This window comes from Ruegeria arenilitoris, assembly GCF_013032445.1.
Classification (GTDB): domain Bacteria; phylum Pseudomonadota; class Alphaproteobacteria; order Rhodobacterales; family Rhodobacteraceae; genus Ruegeria; species Ruegeria arenilitoris_F.
This window is the reverse complement of sequence record NZ_WQCA01000025.1, coordinates 18,729-35,677: the sequence shown is the minus strand read 5'-3', so window position 1 is coordinate 35,677 and position 16,949 is coordinate 18,729. Positions and strand designations below refer to the sequence as shown.

Genomic DNA, 16,949 nt, shown 5'->3' with positions numbered 1-16,949 from the left:
GCAAAAGCTACGCAACACCCCTACCCCGCTCAAGCAAAGTTCTTCTGACAAGACCCTTCGACATTCCGAAGCGACAATGGGAAACGGATGTACAGCATCACCGCAAGGCGGATGATCTCGGGACTGGTTTTGAAGTACTTGAATGAGGCAGGCCTGGTCATGGGTAAAAGCTACGCAACCACCCTGCCCCGCTCAAGCAAAGGTTCTTCTGACAACACCCCCCAACGCGTCCTTCAGTGTGGCGCTATGAAACTAGGTCATTATATCCGGTGACGCACGCCCACATTTTTCTTGAAGCTTGGAAATCAGCGCCAAGGCGTCTGAGACGTCGCGCAAAGCAGTTTGTGTTTCCACCTTCAGGTCGCCATCTTTCGGTACAAACTGCTCAAGATAAACTCGGATCGTAGCATTGTCTGTCCCTGTTCCCGATAGGCGGATCACGCCGCGGCTACCGTTTTCGAAAACAATGCGAATGCCCTGGTTTTTGGCGACCGAACCATCCACCGGATCTTTATAATAAAACTGATCCGCAGTTGCCACAACAAGGCGGCCCACTTCACTTCCCGGGAGTTTCGGCAACCGGTCGGTCAAATCAGCTATCATCTGAGAAGCCTTCGCGCTGTCTACGGCCTCGTAATCGTGCCGTGAATAGTAGTTTCTGCCATAAGTCTGCCAGTGGTCTACCATCACGTCACGAACTGAAATCCGGCGCTCGGCCAGAATGTTCAGCCACAGCAGCACGGCCCACAAGCCGTCCTTTTCGCGCACGTGGTCCGAGCCGGTGCCAGCGCTTTCCTCGCCGCATAGCGTAATGCGGCCCGCGTCCAGCAGGTTTCCGAAGAACTTCCAGCCCGTTGGCGTTTCATAACAGTCCAGCCCCAGCCTTTCAGCGACACGATCAACGGCTGCGCTGGTTGGCATCGAGCGGGCGACCCCAGCCAACCCCTTGACATAACCCGGGGCGAGGTGGGCATTGGCGGCCAGCACGGCAAGACTATCGGAGGGCGTGACATAGATACCTTTGCCCAGGATCATGTTGCGATCGCCGTCTCCATCCGAAGCCGCTGCAAAGTCTGGACCATCGGGAGACATAACCAAGTCGACCAGCGGCTTGGCCCAGATCGGATTGGGGTCAGGATGCCCCTTGCCAAAATCGACTGAAGGAACTGCGTTCAGAACCGACCCCTTCGGAGCGCCCAATTCATCCTCGAGTATTGCGGTGGCGTAAGGTCCCGTTACGGCGTGCATTGCATCAAAACTCAGGGTGAATCCGTCGGCAAGCAGTGCCCTGATCCTGTTGAAATCAAAGATCTCGCGCATCAGTGCTGCGTAATCTGCCACCGGGTCGACAACTTCCACAACCATGCCTTCAAGCTCTGAAACGCCAACTCGACTGAGATCGATGTCATCAGCGTCCAGCGTGGTATACTCGCTAAGCTTCTGCGAATGCGTATAGAATTTTTCTGTCAGACTCTCGGAGGCCGGACCGCCATTGGTACCGTTGAACTTCAGACCGAAGTCCGCGTCTATGCCACCAGGGTTGTGACTTGCCGAAAGAATAAAACCGCCGTCGGCCTCGCGCTTGCGGATCAGATTAGACGCGGCAGGTGTTGACAATAATCCATTCTGACCGATGATCGCGCGCTTTGCTTCATTGGCCGCGGCCATGCGCAATATTTCCTGAATCGCTTCTGCATTGAAAAACCGCCCGTCGCCCCCGATAACGAAGTCCTTGCCCTTTGCGCCACCGATAGCGTTGAAGATAGATTGAACAAAGCTCTCAAGATAGCCGGGTTGCATAAAGACACGCGTCTTTTTTCGCAGTCCGGATGTCCCCGGCTTTTGGCCCGAGAACGGTATGCAGGAACGTGATACTATAGACATGGATCAATTTCCTTTTCTTCAAGGACAGCGCTTGGGTTCCGTTTCGACCCCATCGAATTGCTGGTTTTGTTTAGACTTTGAACGCAGGCAAATGTTTCGACATCCTTAGATGTGGGGCGTCGCCAATTCGGATGTTCGTCTATCGTGCCAGGCAGGTTCTGGGCCTGTTCGCTTCCCAGAAGATCGTCTAATTGCACCGTAACCAGCTCCGCCGGGCTCTTCCCCAATTCCCGATGGATTGCATGACAAACGTCATCCAGCGTCGCGCTCGGAGGAATGCTGGAGTGTTGACGTAGTGAATTGCGCTGGATGGCCCGCGCGCCGTGCAGCCCTATCGCCTCGTCCGACGACAGCCATCCGATGGAACGCCACGACTCGATATCTCGCCCGCGCCAGAACCCCCTGATCGTTGGAGTATCGTGTGTGCCAAAACAGGCCATCGTGAACGGGTGTAAGTCCTGAACGGACCGCAATGCGCCGTCGGATGTGCCTTCAAATTGCCAAACCGCGTAGCTGTAGAGACCCGATGCTTTAAGACGCTCCCGAAATCCAACAGGTACCAACCCTAGATCCTCGCCAACGACGCAACAGCGATTGTACGAGGCTTCGATGGCCACAACAGCAAGAAGCGCTTCGAAAGGCTGTGATACATAAGCGCCCGGACTGCCATCCTCCGGCACCCAGAAACTGCGCATCAGGCCCAGAACATGATCAATCCGGATGATCCCTGCCTGCGCCATCAGTTTTCGTAACAATGTCCGCAGGGGTTCGTAGCGGTTTTCCGAAAGTTTGTTGGGTGCGTAAGCCGCCAATGTCCAGGATTGTCCGGCAGGACTTAGCTGATCAGGTGGAGCACCGATTGAGACGCCGCGTGCGATCAGGTCTTGATGCATCCAAACCTCTGCGCCCCCAGGGCGTGCGCCGACCGCCAGGTCTAGGTAAAGACCTAACGCCATCCTGGATTGAACTGCGCATAATTGGGCGGCTTCCACCTGATTTGAAGCTTTCCATTGCAGCCAAGCGTGGAACCCGTCCCGGGGTTTAGGGGCAGTTTCTTCGGGCTTACGCAGTTGTGATGGCCAATTGCGGAAATCGCTACCATGCGTTTCGCTGGTACTTTCAAATGTCGCAAATCGGGTCAGTTCAAGGCCCTCAGCTTTGCAAAAGGCCTGAAGTTTGCTGCGGTCTGCGGTTGTCGCGTTTTGGCAGAATCGTTCATAGTCCGCCTCTAGTGCTGGGCGATGTTGCCTACGAAAAGCCTTGTAATCAATCAGTTCGCCGATTGTTCCGGTTTCGAACTGAGTGTCACTCGCAATATGGTCGACGTTCAAAAAACCTCGGTGACTGGGTGAATAAGGGCTGATTGTATCATGTGCCGCCCATCCCAACGCGTGGACTGGATTGATCCCAAAATATGTCGCGCCGGACTGCCCGATGCGCGACATCGCCTGACCGAGATCCGCGTAATTTCCCAATCCACCGTTTGTTCGGGACTGCAGCGCAAAAACTGAACCGGACACACCCCAAGCCTGTTGCAACCCGGTCAAGTCTGCAATTGTCGGCGCGTGTGCCGGGCGGCTCAGCAGGAATACTTCTTCACAGGGGCCCGATCCACGCGTAACCAATGTGAAATAACCAACGGGCAGAGGTTTCAGCGTCAGACTGGTATCGCTTCGACCCGCCTGCATTTCGTGACCTTGGTCATCCAGTACATGCCATTCACAAGGTTTGGTCAGCGCAAATTCAAACGGCTCCTCTGCCAGAATGACTTGCTCGACGGGTAACGTTCTGGCTGTCCGTCTGGAACAGCGCGCCCGCAATTCTTCGCCAATGGCTTTTTCCGTGTCTACTTCGACGTTCAACGCACGCAACAGAGCTTTCAGGGTTGGCGGTGAAGTGGCCTGGTGCGATCCGTCCCAAGCGTCATAGCCGAGGTGAATACCGCACTCCTGCGCCAGCTGTCGCAATTTGTCGTCGCTGCTCATCAACCCGCAGACCGTTCTCTCAAGACAAAAGCAACTACGGAATTTGCCGATATACGTGTCGTCGGCGAGCCCATCTCACGAGATGACTGGCGAACGACCGAAGTATCAATTTCTCGCCACCAAACACTTTCACCATTTGGTGGCAACTGCAGCTCCAACTCCCCATCTTCTCGGTTAAAGGCCAACAGGACTGTATCGGAAAGGGCATCGCCTGCCACGCATTCGGCACAGCCGCGCAGAATTAGACACAGGCTGGACAGTCCCGGGTCGCGCCAATTCAAGGTAGATCCGTCCATTGCACGCCATTCGACATCTGGCAGCCCGTCCGATCGTTTAGCGCCGTGCAGGAACCGGTTCTGGTTCAGAACGGGATGCTTGGACCGGAAGCTTGATAACGCTGCGGCAAACTCGACCAAGTCACCGTCCATAGTACTCCAGTCGATCCAACTTACCGGGTTGTCCTGACAATAAGCGTTGTTGTTGCCATTCTGCGAATTTCCGCCCTCGTCGCCAGACAGTAACATCGGAGTTCCCTGTGAGAGGAAAACGGTAGCCAGCATGTTGCGTACCCTTTGTTGACGGGCGGCGACTATCTCGGGATCATCGCTGTCCCCCTCGACACCGAAATTGTCGCTGTAGTTGCTGTGGTGCCCATCGCGGTTTTCTTCGCCATTGGCGGTATTGTGGCGCTGAATGTAGCGAGTCGTGTCGGCCAGTGTGAAACCGTCATGCGAGGCGACAAAGTTGACCGAAGACGAGGCCTGCCGGCCTTTGGTGTCAAATAGATCCGCCGAGCCTAACAAGGCCGAACCCATGTCCTGCGCCGAATGTCCTTCGCCGCGCCAGAACTTACGTACAGTGTCACGGTAGCGGTCGTTCCATTCCGAAAATTCAGGCGGGAACCGCCCTAACTGATAGCCGCCCGGACCGACATCCCAAGGTTCTGCGATCAGCTTGACCCCTGCCAACACCGGGTCTTGCCGCAAGGCGTCCAGGAAACCGCCGCCTACTTCGAACCCATGCGCCTCGCGTGCCAGAGTCGTGGCTAGATCAAATCGGAAACCGTCGACTCCCATGCACTGCACCCAAAACCGCAGACTATCCATCACCATCCGCAGCACAAACGGATGCCTAACCTTTAGCGTGTTTCCGGTACCGGTGTCGTTGACATAGTACCGAAGTTGGCCCTCGGGCAGTAGGTAGTACGAGGCGTTATCGATTCCGCGAAAACTGAGCGTAGGTCCCAGATGATCGCCCTCGGCGGAATGATTGTAGACCACGTCCAGAATGACCTCGATTCCCGCCTCGTGAAACCGGTCAACCATTGCGCGAAACCCGAAAACACCTGATGGCCCGAAGTAGCGGGGCTCGGGCGCGAAGAAACCCATCGTGTTGTAACCCCAATAATTCCGCATCGACCGCGCATGCAGGGCACCTTCGGACGTGAAAGCGTGGACGGGTAAAATTTCCACTGCAGTGACACCCAGTCGCGTCAGATGGTCAAGAACGGGCTGTGAAGCCAGCCCGTCATAGGTGCCCTTCAACGCTTCGGGGACATCAGGGTGTAGCATCGTAGCGCCCCGGACATGCGCCTCGTAGATGAACGTGCTGTTCCAGCGTCTTCCAAGCGTCACCGCATCCGGCAAGAAGCTGTCAGGGTGCGAGACAACGGATTTGGGGACGTAGGGCGCGCTATCGGTTTCACTAAAGGATAGATCTCCGTACGGAGAGTTGGGCAAGTAGCCGAGGATCGCCGGATCATGGGTTACACGGTCGTGGAGCTCGCGTGTATAGGGATCAAGCAACAACTTGTTGGCATTGAACCTGTGTCCGCGTTCCGGTGCAAACGGACCCTCCACTCGGTATCCGTATCGCGCGCCGGGCCTAAGGCCGAGAACATAGCCATGCCAAACCGCACCGTTACGTTCAGGTATTGCGAGTCGGGCAAGCTCAGTTCTGCCATCCTCGTCAAATAGACACAGATTGACACGTGAGGCGTGTTCGGAAAATAGGGCAAAGTTCACGCCATCGCCATCGAAATGGGCACCGAGCCGCGACGGGTCGCCCGATTGGATAGTCAGTTGCGCGGGCCCGATATCCTTCATTCAGACAAACCTTGATACACTTGAGCATATTCCAACGCCGACTGATCCCACCCAACGGGTTGCCGCATCGCCGCGCGCTGCATCATTTGCCACCTTTTCTTATCGGCAAAACTGTCAAAAACCCGGTCCAATACGGCCTCGATACCGCTTGCCGACACATCGTCAAAAACAAAACCAGTCGCGCATTCCGCGTTGAGCGCCGCAATATTGGCGTCAACTACCGTGTCCGCGAGGCCCCCGGTGCGTGCGACGACAGGCAAGGTCCCATATCGAAGCCCATAAAGTTGGGTTAGACCGCACGGTTCAAACCGCGACGGGATCAGGATGGCGTCGGAACCACCTTGCAAAAGGTGCGCAAAGGCCTCGTCGTATCCGATTACAGCGCCCACCGCACCGGTAAACCGCTGACTGGCACCAATAAAGGCCTGTTCCAGCGCCGCCTGTCCTGAGCCAAGCACGGCCAGTTGACCACCACGGTCGACGATATGCGGCACTGCATCGGCCAATGCGTCCAATCCCTTTTGTTCGGTCAGTCGACTGATGACACAAAATAGAGGACCAGTTGCCTCGGGGTCCAGCCCAGCGCGTTCTGCAATCCCGGCGCGGTTTTCAGCTTTGCGTCCCAGACTTCTTGCGTTGTAGCCGCGATTTAACGCCGGATCGCTGGAAGGATCCCAAGTGCCGGTGTCAATTCCGTTCAGGATACCACTGAGAATTCTCTCTCTGGATTTCAGAACACCTTCCAGACCCATGCCATAACGTGGTGTCAGAATTTCGCGGGCGTATGTTGGACTGACAGTCGTGATCCGGTCGGCGAATATCAACCCACTTTTCAGAAACCCGAGATCTCCATGAAACTCGAGTGCTTCGGGATGAAACCAGTCTCCCCTCAATCCCAATTCGGACAGGACATGTGGGCCGAACCGCCCCTGAAAAGCTATGTTGTGGATTGTCAAAACCGACTTTGGCGCCACTCGACCGGACTGTTTCAGGTAAACCGGGGTCAAAGCAGCCTGCCAATCGTGAGCGTGAACGATATCAGGCATCCAAGCTTCTATGCCATCCAATCCAACCCGCGTCGCAGCCTGCGCCAGCGCGCCAAAGCGCAGATGATTGTCCGGCCAATCCTCGCCGTTGGGGTCCGTGTAAGGCAGGCCCGGACGATCGAACAATTGCGGGGCGTCAAGCAAAAGCATGTCAATACCTTGCGAAGATACTAAGACAAGCTGACCATATCCCCCGGGCAAGTCATCGAACTGAGCAACTTGGTTTCCGTCACTGAGCAACGGCTGCAATGAGGGGTAAGCCGGCAACAGAATGCGACAATCGATATCTTGTTTGGACAATGCGGCAGGTAGTGCACCGACCACATCCGCCAGCCCTCCGGTCTTGATGAATGGGGCGCACTCCGAAGCGACCATCAGTACTTTCATATTACAGGTCCAGTTTTTCGATCATCGCTTGGGTTATTAGGCAAACACCGCCTTCTGTGCGTCTGAACCGCTTGGCGTCAAGTTCCGGGTCTTCCCCTACTATCAAACCCGGTGGGATTTTGACGCCCCGGTCGACGACGACATTCTTCAGATATGCCCGGCGTCCGACCTCGCAGTATGGCAGGGCGACCACGCGCTCCAGCTGCGAGTAGGAATGGGTTTTAACCCCTGTAAACAGCAGGCATTGATACAAAGACGAGCCCGAAATTATGCAGCCGCCTGATACCATCGAAGACACAGCCTGACCGCGGCGACCTTCCTCGTTGTGAATGAATTTCGCCGGAGGTGTCAGTTCCGAGTAAGTCCAAATCGGCCAGTCCGTAGCATATATATCCAAACCCGGCTTGAAATCGGTCAGGTCTATATTTGCCTGCCAATAGGCATCAATTGTTCCCACATCGCGCCAGTACGGTTTATCCTCAAGCCCGGACATCACGCAGGATCGGCTAAACGGATGGGCCATCGCCCCACCTTCAGCGACGATCGCCGGGATAATGTCTTTTCCAAAGTCGTGACTGGATGTCTCCGACACAGCGTCGGCATGAAGAAGGTCATAGAGGTACTCGGCCTCGAATACGTAGATACCCATGCTGGCCAGCGACATATCCGGATCGCCCGGCATCGACGGCGGGTCGGTGGGTTTTTCAACAAAACTCAGAATCTTGTCTGTGTCGTCAACGTCCATTACTCCGAAGCCTTTGGCTTCTTCACGCGGAACTTCGATGCAGCCCACTGTTACCTTTGCACCGGATTGCACATGCTGTTCGATCATCAGTGAGTAATCTTGCTTGTAGATATGGTCCCCAGCCAACACGAGGATGTACTTCGGCCCATAGCCGCGCAGGATATTGATATTCTGGGTCACTGCATCAGCGGTGCCCTTGTACCAGTTGTCCTCATCCAGTTGTTGGGACGCGGGCAGTATATCTAGAGACTCGTTGCGTTCCGCACGGAAAAAGCTCCAGCCCCGTTGCAGGTGCCGGATCAGGCTGTGCGCCTTGTATTGAGTTGCGACACCAATCCGTCGTATGCCCGAGTTCACAGCGTTGGATAGCGCGAAGTCGACGATCCGCGTCTTTCCACCGAAATAGACTGCAGGCTTCGCACGGATATCTGTCATTTCCTTGAGGCGACTTCCCCTGCCACCAGCAAGGACATAGGCCATGGTCTGATTTGCCAATCTGCGGCGATCTTGTTTCAACGGATGTCCTCCCAATGATGGTTCCGATCTAATGGCGCCTGTATTCAAAGAACACTGTGGCAAGCGGTGGGACTGTCATCACCACAGAGTGTTCACAGCCGTGCGCTGCGATGTGTTCTGAATTCAGCCCGTCCCCATTGCCCTGATTGCTGCCGCCGTAATAAATGGAATCTGTGTTCAATCGCTCTGCCCAATGACCGGCCATGGGCACCCCAACGCGGAAATCCGTTCGGGTCACTGGGGTAAAATTGGCGACAACTAACACTGGCGGGCTGTCTTCCTCGCCATAACGAACCCAGGAAAACACCGAGTCATTGGCGTTACCGCCATCGATCCAGCGGAACCCCTCTGAACGCGTGTCTTGTAGGTAAAGGGCGGGTGTTTCACGATAGAGCGCATTCAGATCGCGCACCAACCGTTGCACGCCTGCGTGGTTGGGGTGCTCCAACAGGTGCCAGTCTAAGCTTTGTTCGTGGTTCCATTCAGCAACCTGCGCAAACTCGCCTCCCATGAACATCAGTTTTTTGCCGGGATGGCCCCACATAAATCCGTAATAGGCGCGCAAGTTAGCAAAGCGTTGCCAGTCATCACCCGGCATTCTGCCAAGCAGTGATCCTTTGCCGTGAACAACCTCATCGTGGCTGAGGGGCAGCACAAAATTCTCGGAAAACGCATAGTGCAGCCCGAAGGTCATCTTGTCGTGGTGATACTTTCGGTTCACGGGGTCTTCGGTCATATAACGCAGGGTGTCGTTCATCCATCCCATATTCCATTTGAAGCCAAAGCCCAGCCCGCCCTCGGACGTCATGGCGCAAACACCCGGGAAGGCAGTGGATTCTTCAGCAATGGTCATCGCGTCGGGATGTTCGGCATAAACGGCCTCGTTCATCTGCCTCAAGAAACTGATGGCCTCCAAATTTTCGCGCCCACCATGGACGTTCGGGACCCACTCGCCTTCTTCCCGCGAGTAGTCGCGATACAGCATCGAAGCCACCGCATCGACGCGAAGACCGTCGATATGGTATTCCGCTACCCAGAATTTTGCATTCGCGATCAGATAGTTGGCGACTTCGGCTCGGCCATAATTATAGACCAGAGTGTTCCAATCGGGGTGATACCCCTCTTTCGGGTCGAGGTGTTCATACAGGGCGGACCCATCGAACCGCCCCAACCCATGCGGATCGGATGGAAAATGGCCAGGCACCCAATCGATGATCAAGCCCATGCCAGCCTGATGGCACGCATCCACTAGCGCCCGAAAATCGTCGGGTGTTCCGAACCGCGCAGTTGGCGCGAACAATCCAACGGGCTGATACCCCCATGAGCCACCAAAGGGATATTCCGATATTGGGGTCAGTTCGATATGGGTGAAGCCCATATCGCTGGCATAAGCCACCAGATCACTCGCCAGTTCCTGATAGCTTAGCGACCGGTTGTCTTGTTCTGGAACTCGCCGCCAGCTTTCCAGATGCACCTCGTAGACTGAAATTGGTTGATCCACTCTGTGGCGTGAACCTCGATTGGCCATCCAAGCGGTATCAGCCCAGCTATAGCGTCCAATATCGCGGACGACCGAGGCTGTTTTGGGAGGCAGTTCGGAACCGAAGCCAACCGGATCAGCCTTCTCGGGCATAAGATGCCCGTCAGAACCAACGATTTCGAACTTGTAGACAGCGCCGTCGCCCAGACCGGGCATGAAAATCTCATGCACACCTGTTGCACCGCGTCGCCGCATCACATTGCGGCGTCCGTCCCAGCCATTGAAGTCACCGATGATCGAAACCCGCCGCGCATTTGGTGCCCAGACCGCGAAATGCACGCCTTCGCAACCTTCATGAGACATGACATGCGCCCCAAGCGCACGCCACAGCTGACCGTGTTTGCCCTCGCCCAGAAGGTATTCATCGATTTCACCCAAGACCGGCCCAAACGCATAGGGGTCTGGCTCTGTCCATGTATCGATTTTGCACGTTAGTCGCAGTAGATACGGGAAACGCTTTTTTCGGCGCGGAATAAGCCCGGCAAAAATTCCGCTGTCTTCGTGCACCCGAGTCAGGGCGCACAGCTTGCGCCCAGTTTTTCGGTCCAGCACGTCGACCGTGCCCGCCTCGGGGTGAAAGCACCGAATGATCAAACGTCCGTCGACCTCATGCAACCCAAGAACCGAAAACGGATCGCTATGCTCGCCACGCGCGATGGCCGCAGCTTCTCCAGATTGGATGAGGTCTCTGCTCATGCCGATTTACCCAATGGTTTGGTCAGTGCGCTATCAGCCTGCCAGATATCACGGGCATAGCCCAGAATCGTCCGGTCTGACGAGAACCAACCCATGTTGGCTGTATTCTGCAGGGCCATCGCAGCCCAGTTTTGACTGTTTCGATACGCGACATCGGTCCTACGCTGTGTGTCGAAATAACTATCGAAGTCACATGTGACCAAGAAATAGTCATGATCATAAAGCGTGCCGATCAGCGAGTGATACCGGCCAGGTTCCTCAGGTGAAAACTGGCCTTCGAAAATCTGCCCCAGAACACGCTCCAGCCGTGGGCTGGCTGAAATTGCGGCGCGCGAATACTCGTGCACCTTACGACGTTCCATGACTTCCTGCGCGGTGAGACCAAACAAGAAGAAGTTGTCCGAGCCGACATGTTCGCGGATTTCGACATTTGCTCCGTCCAGTGTGCCAATCGTCAGCGCACCATTCAGGGCAAATTTCATATTTCCAGTCCCAGACGCCTCTTTGCCGGCGGTCGAAATCTGCTCAGACAAATCTGCCGCTGGGATCAGCTTTTCCGCCATCGTGACATTGTAATTGGCAGGATATACGACTTTCAGAACGTCACCGGTCACGGGATCAGAATTTATGACCTTGGCCACATCATTGATGAGCCGCACGATCTGCTTTGCAACGTGATATCCTGGTGCGGCCTTGCCCCCAAAAATCTTAACGCGCGGGGTCCATTCGAACCTAGGATTATCCCGCATCTCGTTCCAAAGCGCGACCGTCTCCAGGATGTTCATAAGCTGGCGCTTGTATTCGTGAATACGCTTGATCTGAACGTCGAAGATAGCGTCGGGATCAACCGAGACACCGCATTTGGCCGCAATCCAGTTCGAAAGTTGCGCTTTATTGTGACGTTTGGCGGCGCTGAAGTCGTTCAGGAAACTTTGATCCCCTGCGCAGGCCTTGAGTTGTTTCAGCTGTTCTAAATCCGCCACCCAGCCATCTCCGATTTCGCGGGTGATCAGATTGCTCAGAACCGGGTTGCAGGTGTGCAGCCACCGACGCGGAGTAATACCGTTGGTCTGGTTGATGATCCGCGCAGGATGAATGCGGTTCAGGTCGGCAAAGACAGTGTCTTTCACCAAATCGGTATGCAAGGCCGAGACGCCGTTGACCTTGTGTGCCATGATAAAGGCCAGTTCGCCCATGTGGACTTCGCCATGCTTGAGGATACGCGGACTGCCCGGAAACTCTTGTTGCTGTTGCTCGTCAATGGCTCGGATAATTTCCAGATGCCGCGGCAGAACACGACCCAGCAACCCCTCGTGCCAACGCTCCAGCGCCTCGGGCAGAAGCGTGTGGTTGGTGTAGCCAAGGCAACGACGCGCCAGAGCAATCGCCTCATCCAGAGGCAGGTCATGCTCATCCGCCAAAATGCGCACCAATTCAGGGCCCGCAATCGCCGGATGTGTATCGTTGAGCTGGATCGCGACTGCTTTTGGCAGTTCTCGAATGTCGCCATGATCGCTTAGGAAACGGCGCAGCAGATCCATAATAGATGCGGCGGTAAAGAAGTATTCCTGCTTAAGCCGCAGCTCCTTGCCTGCATCGGTGGCATCATCAGGATAGAGAACCCGCGAAATCGTACGCGCCAGTGCCTCTGATCGGCTGGCGGCCAAATAGTCGCCTCTGTTGAAGCTCTCCAAATCAAATTCGTTCTCGGGCCGGGCTGACCATAGGCGCAGAGTGTTACCCCACGTGCCCTTCCAACCAACGACCGGCGTATCAAATGCTTGGGCCAGAACCGTATCGGCGGGATGCCATTCCGCCTTCCCATCATGATGGGAAACATAGCCGCCAAAGGCGATCCGGTATCGGACTTCGGGACGCTCAAACTCCCAGGCGAAGCGCTGGTTTAACCAGGTTTCCGCTTTTTCGACCTGCCGACCTTCGACAAAACTCTGCTCGAACAAGCCATGCTCATAGCGGATGCCGTAACCATAAGCCGGAATGCCAAGAGTAGCGAGTGAATCCATGAAACAGGCCGCCAGCCGTCCGAGGCCGCCGTTCCCCAAGGCGGCATCAGGTTCGTCGTTGAATACGACCGACGCATCTTGGCCGAGTTCCGCAAGAGCTTCCCTAACCTCTTCCGTCAGCCCCAGATTCGCGGTCATGTCTTCGACAAGTCGACCAATCAAAAACTCCATCGAAAGGTAGTAAACGCGTTTTGCGCCTGACTGGTACGTCTCACGCGTGCTTTCGAACCAAGGGTCAACTATGCGGTCGCGCAACGTTAAGGAAACCGCCATTCGCCAATCATAGGTCGACGCATGTTCTGCGTCTTTGCCGAGCGAATAGGTGAGATGTCTGAGGATTTGTGAGTGCATGATTAAACAGGGCCAATAGTTTTGGTCGGGTTGGGTTTGATTGCGACGCCTATGCCGTCAGACACACTTCCATAATTGAGGAATTGAACACCTTCGGCTTCAAGCGTTGTGCGCATGGCTTCGATCATAGCGTGCTTCACGCCGCTTTTTCCGGCTTCAAACCGGTGTACGGTCATATGAGAAACCCGCGACAAATCGGCAAATCCCTTCATAGACAATCCAAGCGCGTTGCGGGCCATTCTAAGCTGTTCTGGTTTCACGTTTTTCTCCAGACTCTTTGGGGGATCGCAGATGAGCAAGCCTGCCCTACCTGAACTTCTTCAAAACGGGTCCAACACATCCGCGATCTACGCTATTTACACTTCTGATCGGTCAACCAGTATTTCCTATCAAAAGTACGAGTGACACCACCCACAGATTTGCCTCAAGCCTCATCAACGTACGCGACAAGAGCAGCTTCGCAACCATTCTGCCAAACCATGTCGAGCCACTTGGAAAATGAACTGGAAAACGGTTTGGCGTCCTTCAAGTCGCCGTAAATCCGACTTTGTTCAAGCCAGACTGCCGGGTTCGACTTGGCGGCAAGGGCTGCCTCACTCAGTCTATCCCAAATCGGATCATTCGCCTCGATCACACTACCATCTTCGCGTGTGCCTGCGCACATACGTGCCCATAGCGCCTCGACGAGCGCTAAACCGGTAACGGAACGCCCAGCCTTCAACTGGTCTCGCAATATCGGCAAAACGAAACCTGTATGGCGCGCTGAACCATCGAAAGCCACGCGTCGGGTCGTGTCCACAATCCTTGGATTTGAAAACCTGCTTTCAACGAGGCCTACATACTCTTCCGGCCTTTTTCCGGAAACCGATGAAACCGTTGGCGCTATCTCAGTTCTCTGAACTTTACCAAAGAACTTCGAAACAACCGGGTGCCTCATACATTCGGAAATCGTCTGAAGCCCTAATATCTCACCCACATTTGCGAGCACCTGATGCCCGGCATTGAGGACGCGGATTTTCATAGTTTCGAACGCATGAACGTCGTCAGTGAAGATTGCGCCAACCTCATCCCAGTCCGGACGCCCCGCGCAGAAATTGTCTTCAATCACCCATTGGCGATACGCTTCGTGTGTGACCACAGCAGCATCGTCAATGCCAAAATCTATGGCAAGTGCAAGTTCGCTTGGACCGGTCGAAGGGGCGATGCAATCCACCATCGAATTCGGAAATGTCGCGTTGGTGTCAATCCAATCGGCCAGTTCAGGGTCGGACATGCGAGCCATCGAAGTGACGGTTTGTCTAAGGACGTCACCGTTGCTTTGAAGATTGTCGCAACTTAGTCCGGTGAAGGGCGCATGCCCTGCGTCGCGTCGCATGCGAAGAGCGGCCACCATGGCACCAAAGACCGTTCGGGGCGCCAAAGGATTTTGGGCGTCGTGCTGAACGTCAGGGTGGTTGGCATCAAACCCGTTCGTAACTGGATCAACGTAGTAGCCACTTTCGGTTACGGTCATAGAAACGATGCGGATGGCCGGATTCGACATCGTGCGAATTAGCGCTCCGTTGCCGTCTTCAATAGGCAGGTAGTCGATCATCGAGCCTATGACCTCGGCAGAGATTTTTTCCGGGTCGAGTTCGATCAGGGTCGTGAGGCAATCCTGGGCGAGAAGTTTCTCCCGCATTACCGCATCATAAGGGCGTACGCCTGCCCCTATGATAGCCCAATCCTTGGCTTTGCCCTGTTGCATCAAACGGTGCAGGTACCAAGCCTGATGCGCGCGGTGGAAATTGCCGACGCCTACATGCAGGATGCCGGATTTCAGCGCAGCGCGGTCATACCTTGGGCGTTCGACAGTCAGTTGATCGAGTGTCGCATTCGAAAGGGAGATCAGCTCATCCATTGCCCACCATCCACGTTGTAAGTTTGTGCGACGATGTAGTTCGCCGCATTACTTGCCAGAAAAACAGCCATTCCGGTCAAATCGTCGGGTGTGCCCATGCGTCCGTAGGGTACGGCGGCATCAACTTCCTGCTTCTTTTGTCCGGGTGCCTTGTCCTCGTACTTCGCAAAGAACGCGTCCACGCCGTCCCAGTGCTCGCCATCGACGACACCGGGAGAAATTGCGTTCACGTTTATTCCGTGCCTGATCAGGTTCAGTCCCGCCGACTGAGTCAGGCTGATGACCGCCGCCTTGGTCGCGCAATAGACCGCAACTAAGGGCTCACCGCGCCTTCCGGCTTGGCTCGCCATGTTGATGATCTTGCCACCTTTCCCACGCTCGATCATGTGTCGGGCAACGGCCTGCATCGTGAAGAGCGTGCCCGCTACATTGATGTCAAAAGCGCGCTGATAGTCAGCGCGTTCGATTTCAACAATCGGGGCGGCTGTGAAAAGTGCCGCGTTGTTGACCAGAATGTCGATATGACCGAATTCTGCCAACGTCGTTGTCACTGCGTTGTCGATGCTGGTCTGGTCGGTCACGTCCATAGCCACAGCGATCGCATTTTCGCCAAGTGCAGCAGCGCTTTGGCGGGCGCCATCTATATTTATGTCGGCGACGGCAACCCGAGCGCCTGCGTTGACGTAGGCCTCCGCAAAGGCCCGCCCGATCCCCCGGGCGGCGCCTGTAATCAGGGCTGTTTTTCCAGCCAGTTGCATTATTCTATCCTCAGGCCCTGAGCGTCGAACTTATGCAGCTTGTCCATTTGCGGGGTCAGGTAGATCGTGTCGCCATGCTTTGCCTGAATGTCACCTGTAATCCGCACAGTCACCATGTCAGCAAGACCCGTGTCATGGACGTGAATGAAAGTGTCTGACCCCAAGTGTTCGGCCACGCCGACGACGCCTTTCCACACTCCATCAGTCATGCTGACATCTGTGTGTTCAGGACGAATGCCGATTGTGGTTGCCCCGTTTTTCTCGGCCTCAGCACCTGAGATCAGGTTCATTTTCGGAGACCCGATGAACCCCGCGACAAATTCGTTGCGTGGGCTGTGATAGAGCTCCAACGGTGAACCCACCTGTTCGATCACACCCGCCCGCAACACGACGATCTTGTCCGCCATGGTCATGGCTTCGACCTGATCGTGGGTCACGTAGATCATTGTCGTCTTGAGCCGCTCGTGCAGTTCGCTGATTTCAAGCCGCATTCCGACACGTAGTGCCGCGTCGAGGTTGGACAACGGTTCATCGAAAAGGAACGCGGCTGGCTCCCGTACAATTGCCCGACCAATCGCAACGCGCTGACGCTGACCGCCTGACAACTGTCCCGGACGCCGATCCAGATAATCGGTAAGGTTCAGCGCCTTTGCGGCTCCTTCGATCCGGCGGTTTTGCTCATCCTCATCGATCCCTGCCATCTTCATCGGAAACGCGATGTTTTTGCGCACCGACATATGCGGGTACAGAGCATAGGACTGGAAGACCATTGCCAAACCGCGCTTGGCGGGGGGCACATCCGTCGCATCCGAGCCGTCGATTTCGATGTGACCCGTTGTGATGTCTTCGAGTCCAGCGATTAGGCGCAACAGTGTGGATTTACCGCAGCCCGAAGGTCCGACAAAAACTGTGAATTCGCCGTCTCCAATCGTGAGGTCCAGAGGCGGAATAACCTGAACGTCTCCGAAGCTTTTGGTCACTTGGTTGAGTTTGATTTGTCCCATTGGTCAAG

The 16,949-nt window shown here is 55.4% G+C and carries 11 protein-coding genes and 1 pseudogene; all 12 read right to left on the bottom strand.

Features of this window, described 5'->3' with window-relative positions:
* Nucleotides 1-56: 56 nt before the first annotated feature.
* Nucleotides 57-161 (bottom strand): annotated as a pseudogene (locus GOW98_RS22390) (IS6 family transposase); the annotation flags it as partial.
* 91 nt (nt 162-252) lie between these two features.
* Nucleotides 253-1,884, bottom strand: coding sequence for an alpha-D-glucose phosphate-specific phosphoglucomutase (locus GOW98_RS22385; protein WP_170336248.1), 1,632 nt, complete (start codon nt 1,882-1,884; stop codon nt 253-255).
* Complete coding sequence (malQ, locus tag GOW98_RS22380; RefSeq protein WP_170336246.1) at nt 1,875-3,869, bottom strand: 4-alpha-glucanotransferase; 1,995 nt, start codon at nt 3,867-3,869, stop codon at nt 1,875-1,877. The genes GOW98_RS22385 and malQ overlap by 10 nt, the downstream gene beginning before the upstream one ends.
* Entirely contained in the window at nt 3,869-5,974 is a 2,106-nt protein-coding gene (glgX, locus tag GOW98_RS22375; protein ID WP_170336244.1) for a glycogen debranching protein GlgX, read from the bottom strand. Before glgX ends, malQ begins: the two co-directional genes overlap by 1 nt.
* On the bottom strand, nt 5,971-7,407 hold the full coding sequence (gene glgA, locus GOW98_RS22370; protein ID WP_170336242.1) for a glycogen synthase GlgA: 1,437 nt from the start codon (nt 7,405-7,407) through the stop codon (nt 5,971-5,973). The genes glgX and glgA overlap by 4 nt, the downstream gene beginning before the upstream one ends.
* A gap of 1 nt (nt 7,408) precedes the next feature.
* On the bottom strand, nt 7,409-8,668 hold the full coding sequence (gene glgC, locus GOW98_RS22365) for a glucose-1-phosphate adenylyltransferase (protein ID WP_170336239.1): 1,260 nt from the start codon (nt 8,666-8,668) through the stop codon (nt 7,409-7,411).
* 28 nt (nt 8,669-8,696) lie between these two features.
* Nucleotides 8,697-10,904, bottom strand: a complete 2,208-nt coding sequence (gene glgB, locus GOW98_RS22360; protein WP_170336237.1) for a 1,4-alpha-glucan branching protein GlgB — start codon at nt 10,902-10,904, stop codon at nt 8,697-8,699.
* Entirely contained in the window at nt 10,901-13,279 is a 2,379-nt protein-coding gene (locus GOW98_RS22355) for a glycogen/starch/alpha-glucan phosphorylase (protein WP_170336235.1), read from the bottom strand. Before GOW98_RS22355 ends, glgB begins: the two co-directional genes overlap by 4 nt.
* Nucleotides 13,280-13,281: 2 nt before the next feature.
* Nucleotides 13,282-13,518 (bottom strand): helix-turn-helix domain-containing protein, encoded by a 237-nt coding sequence (locus GOW98_RS22350; RefSeq protein WP_170336233.1) that lies wholly within the window; start codon nt 13,516-13,518, stop codon nt 13,282-13,284.
* Between the two features lie 185 nt (nt 13,519-13,703).
* Nucleotides 13,704-15,179, bottom strand: a complete 1,476-nt coding sequence (locus tag GOW98_RS22345) for a mannitol dehydrogenase family protein (protein ID WP_170336231.1) — start codon at nt 15,177-15,179, stop codon at nt 13,704-13,706.
* Nucleotides 15,167-15,940 (bottom strand): L-iditol 2-dehydrogenase, encoded by a 774-nt coding sequence (locus tag GOW98_RS22340; protein WP_367646886.1) that lies wholly within the window; start codon nt 15,938-15,940, stop codon nt 15,167-15,169. The genes GOW98_RS22345 and GOW98_RS22340 overlap by 13 nt, the downstream gene beginning before the upstream one ends.
* Nucleotides 15,937-16,941, bottom strand: coding sequence for an ABC transporter ATP-binding protein (locus tag GOW98_RS22335; protein ID WP_170336228.1), 1,005 nt, complete (start codon nt 16,939-16,941; stop codon nt 15,937-15,939). The genes GOW98_RS22340 and GOW98_RS22335 overlap by 4 nt, the downstream gene beginning before the upstream one ends.
* Nucleotides 16,942-16,949: the final 8 nt, after the last annotated feature.

Bases quoted from the DNA above. Each gene is read 5' to 3' on its own strand.
- GOW98_RS22385 (WP_170336248.1), bottom strand. From the start codon at position 1,884: ATGTCTATAGTATCACGTTCCTGCATACCGTTCTCGGGCCAAAAGCCG.
- malQ (WP_170336246.1), bottom strand. From the start codon at position 3,869: ATGAGCAGCGACGACAAATTGCGACAGCTGGCGCAGGAGTGCGGTATT.
- glgX (WP_170336244.1), bottom strand. From the start codon at position 5,974: ATGAAGGATATCGGGCCCGCGCAACTGACTATCCAATCGGGCGACCCG.
- glgA (WP_170336242.1), bottom strand. From the start codon at position 7,407: ATGAAAGTACTGATGGTCGCTTCGGAGTGCGCCCCATTCATCAAGACC.
- glgB (WP_170336237.1), bottom strand. From the start codon at position 10,904: ATGAGCAGAGACCTCATCCAATCTGGAGAAGCTGCGGCCATCGCGCGT.
- GOW98_RS22355 (WP_170336235.1), bottom strand. From the start codon at position 13,279: ATGCACTCACAAATCCTCAGACATCTCACCTATTCGCTCGGCAAAGAC.
- GOW98_RS22350 (WP_170336233.1), bottom strand. From the start codon at position 13,518: ATGGCCCGCAACGCGCTTGGATTGTCTATGAAGGGATTTGCCGATTTG.
- GOW98_RS22345 (WP_170336231.1), bottom strand. From the start codon at position 15,179: ATGGATGAGCTGATCTCCCTTTCGAATGCGACACTCGATCAACTGACT.
- GOW98_RS22335 (WP_170336228.1), bottom strand. From the start codon at position 16,941: ATGGGACAAATCAAACTCAACCAAGTGACCAAAAGCTTCGGAGACGTT.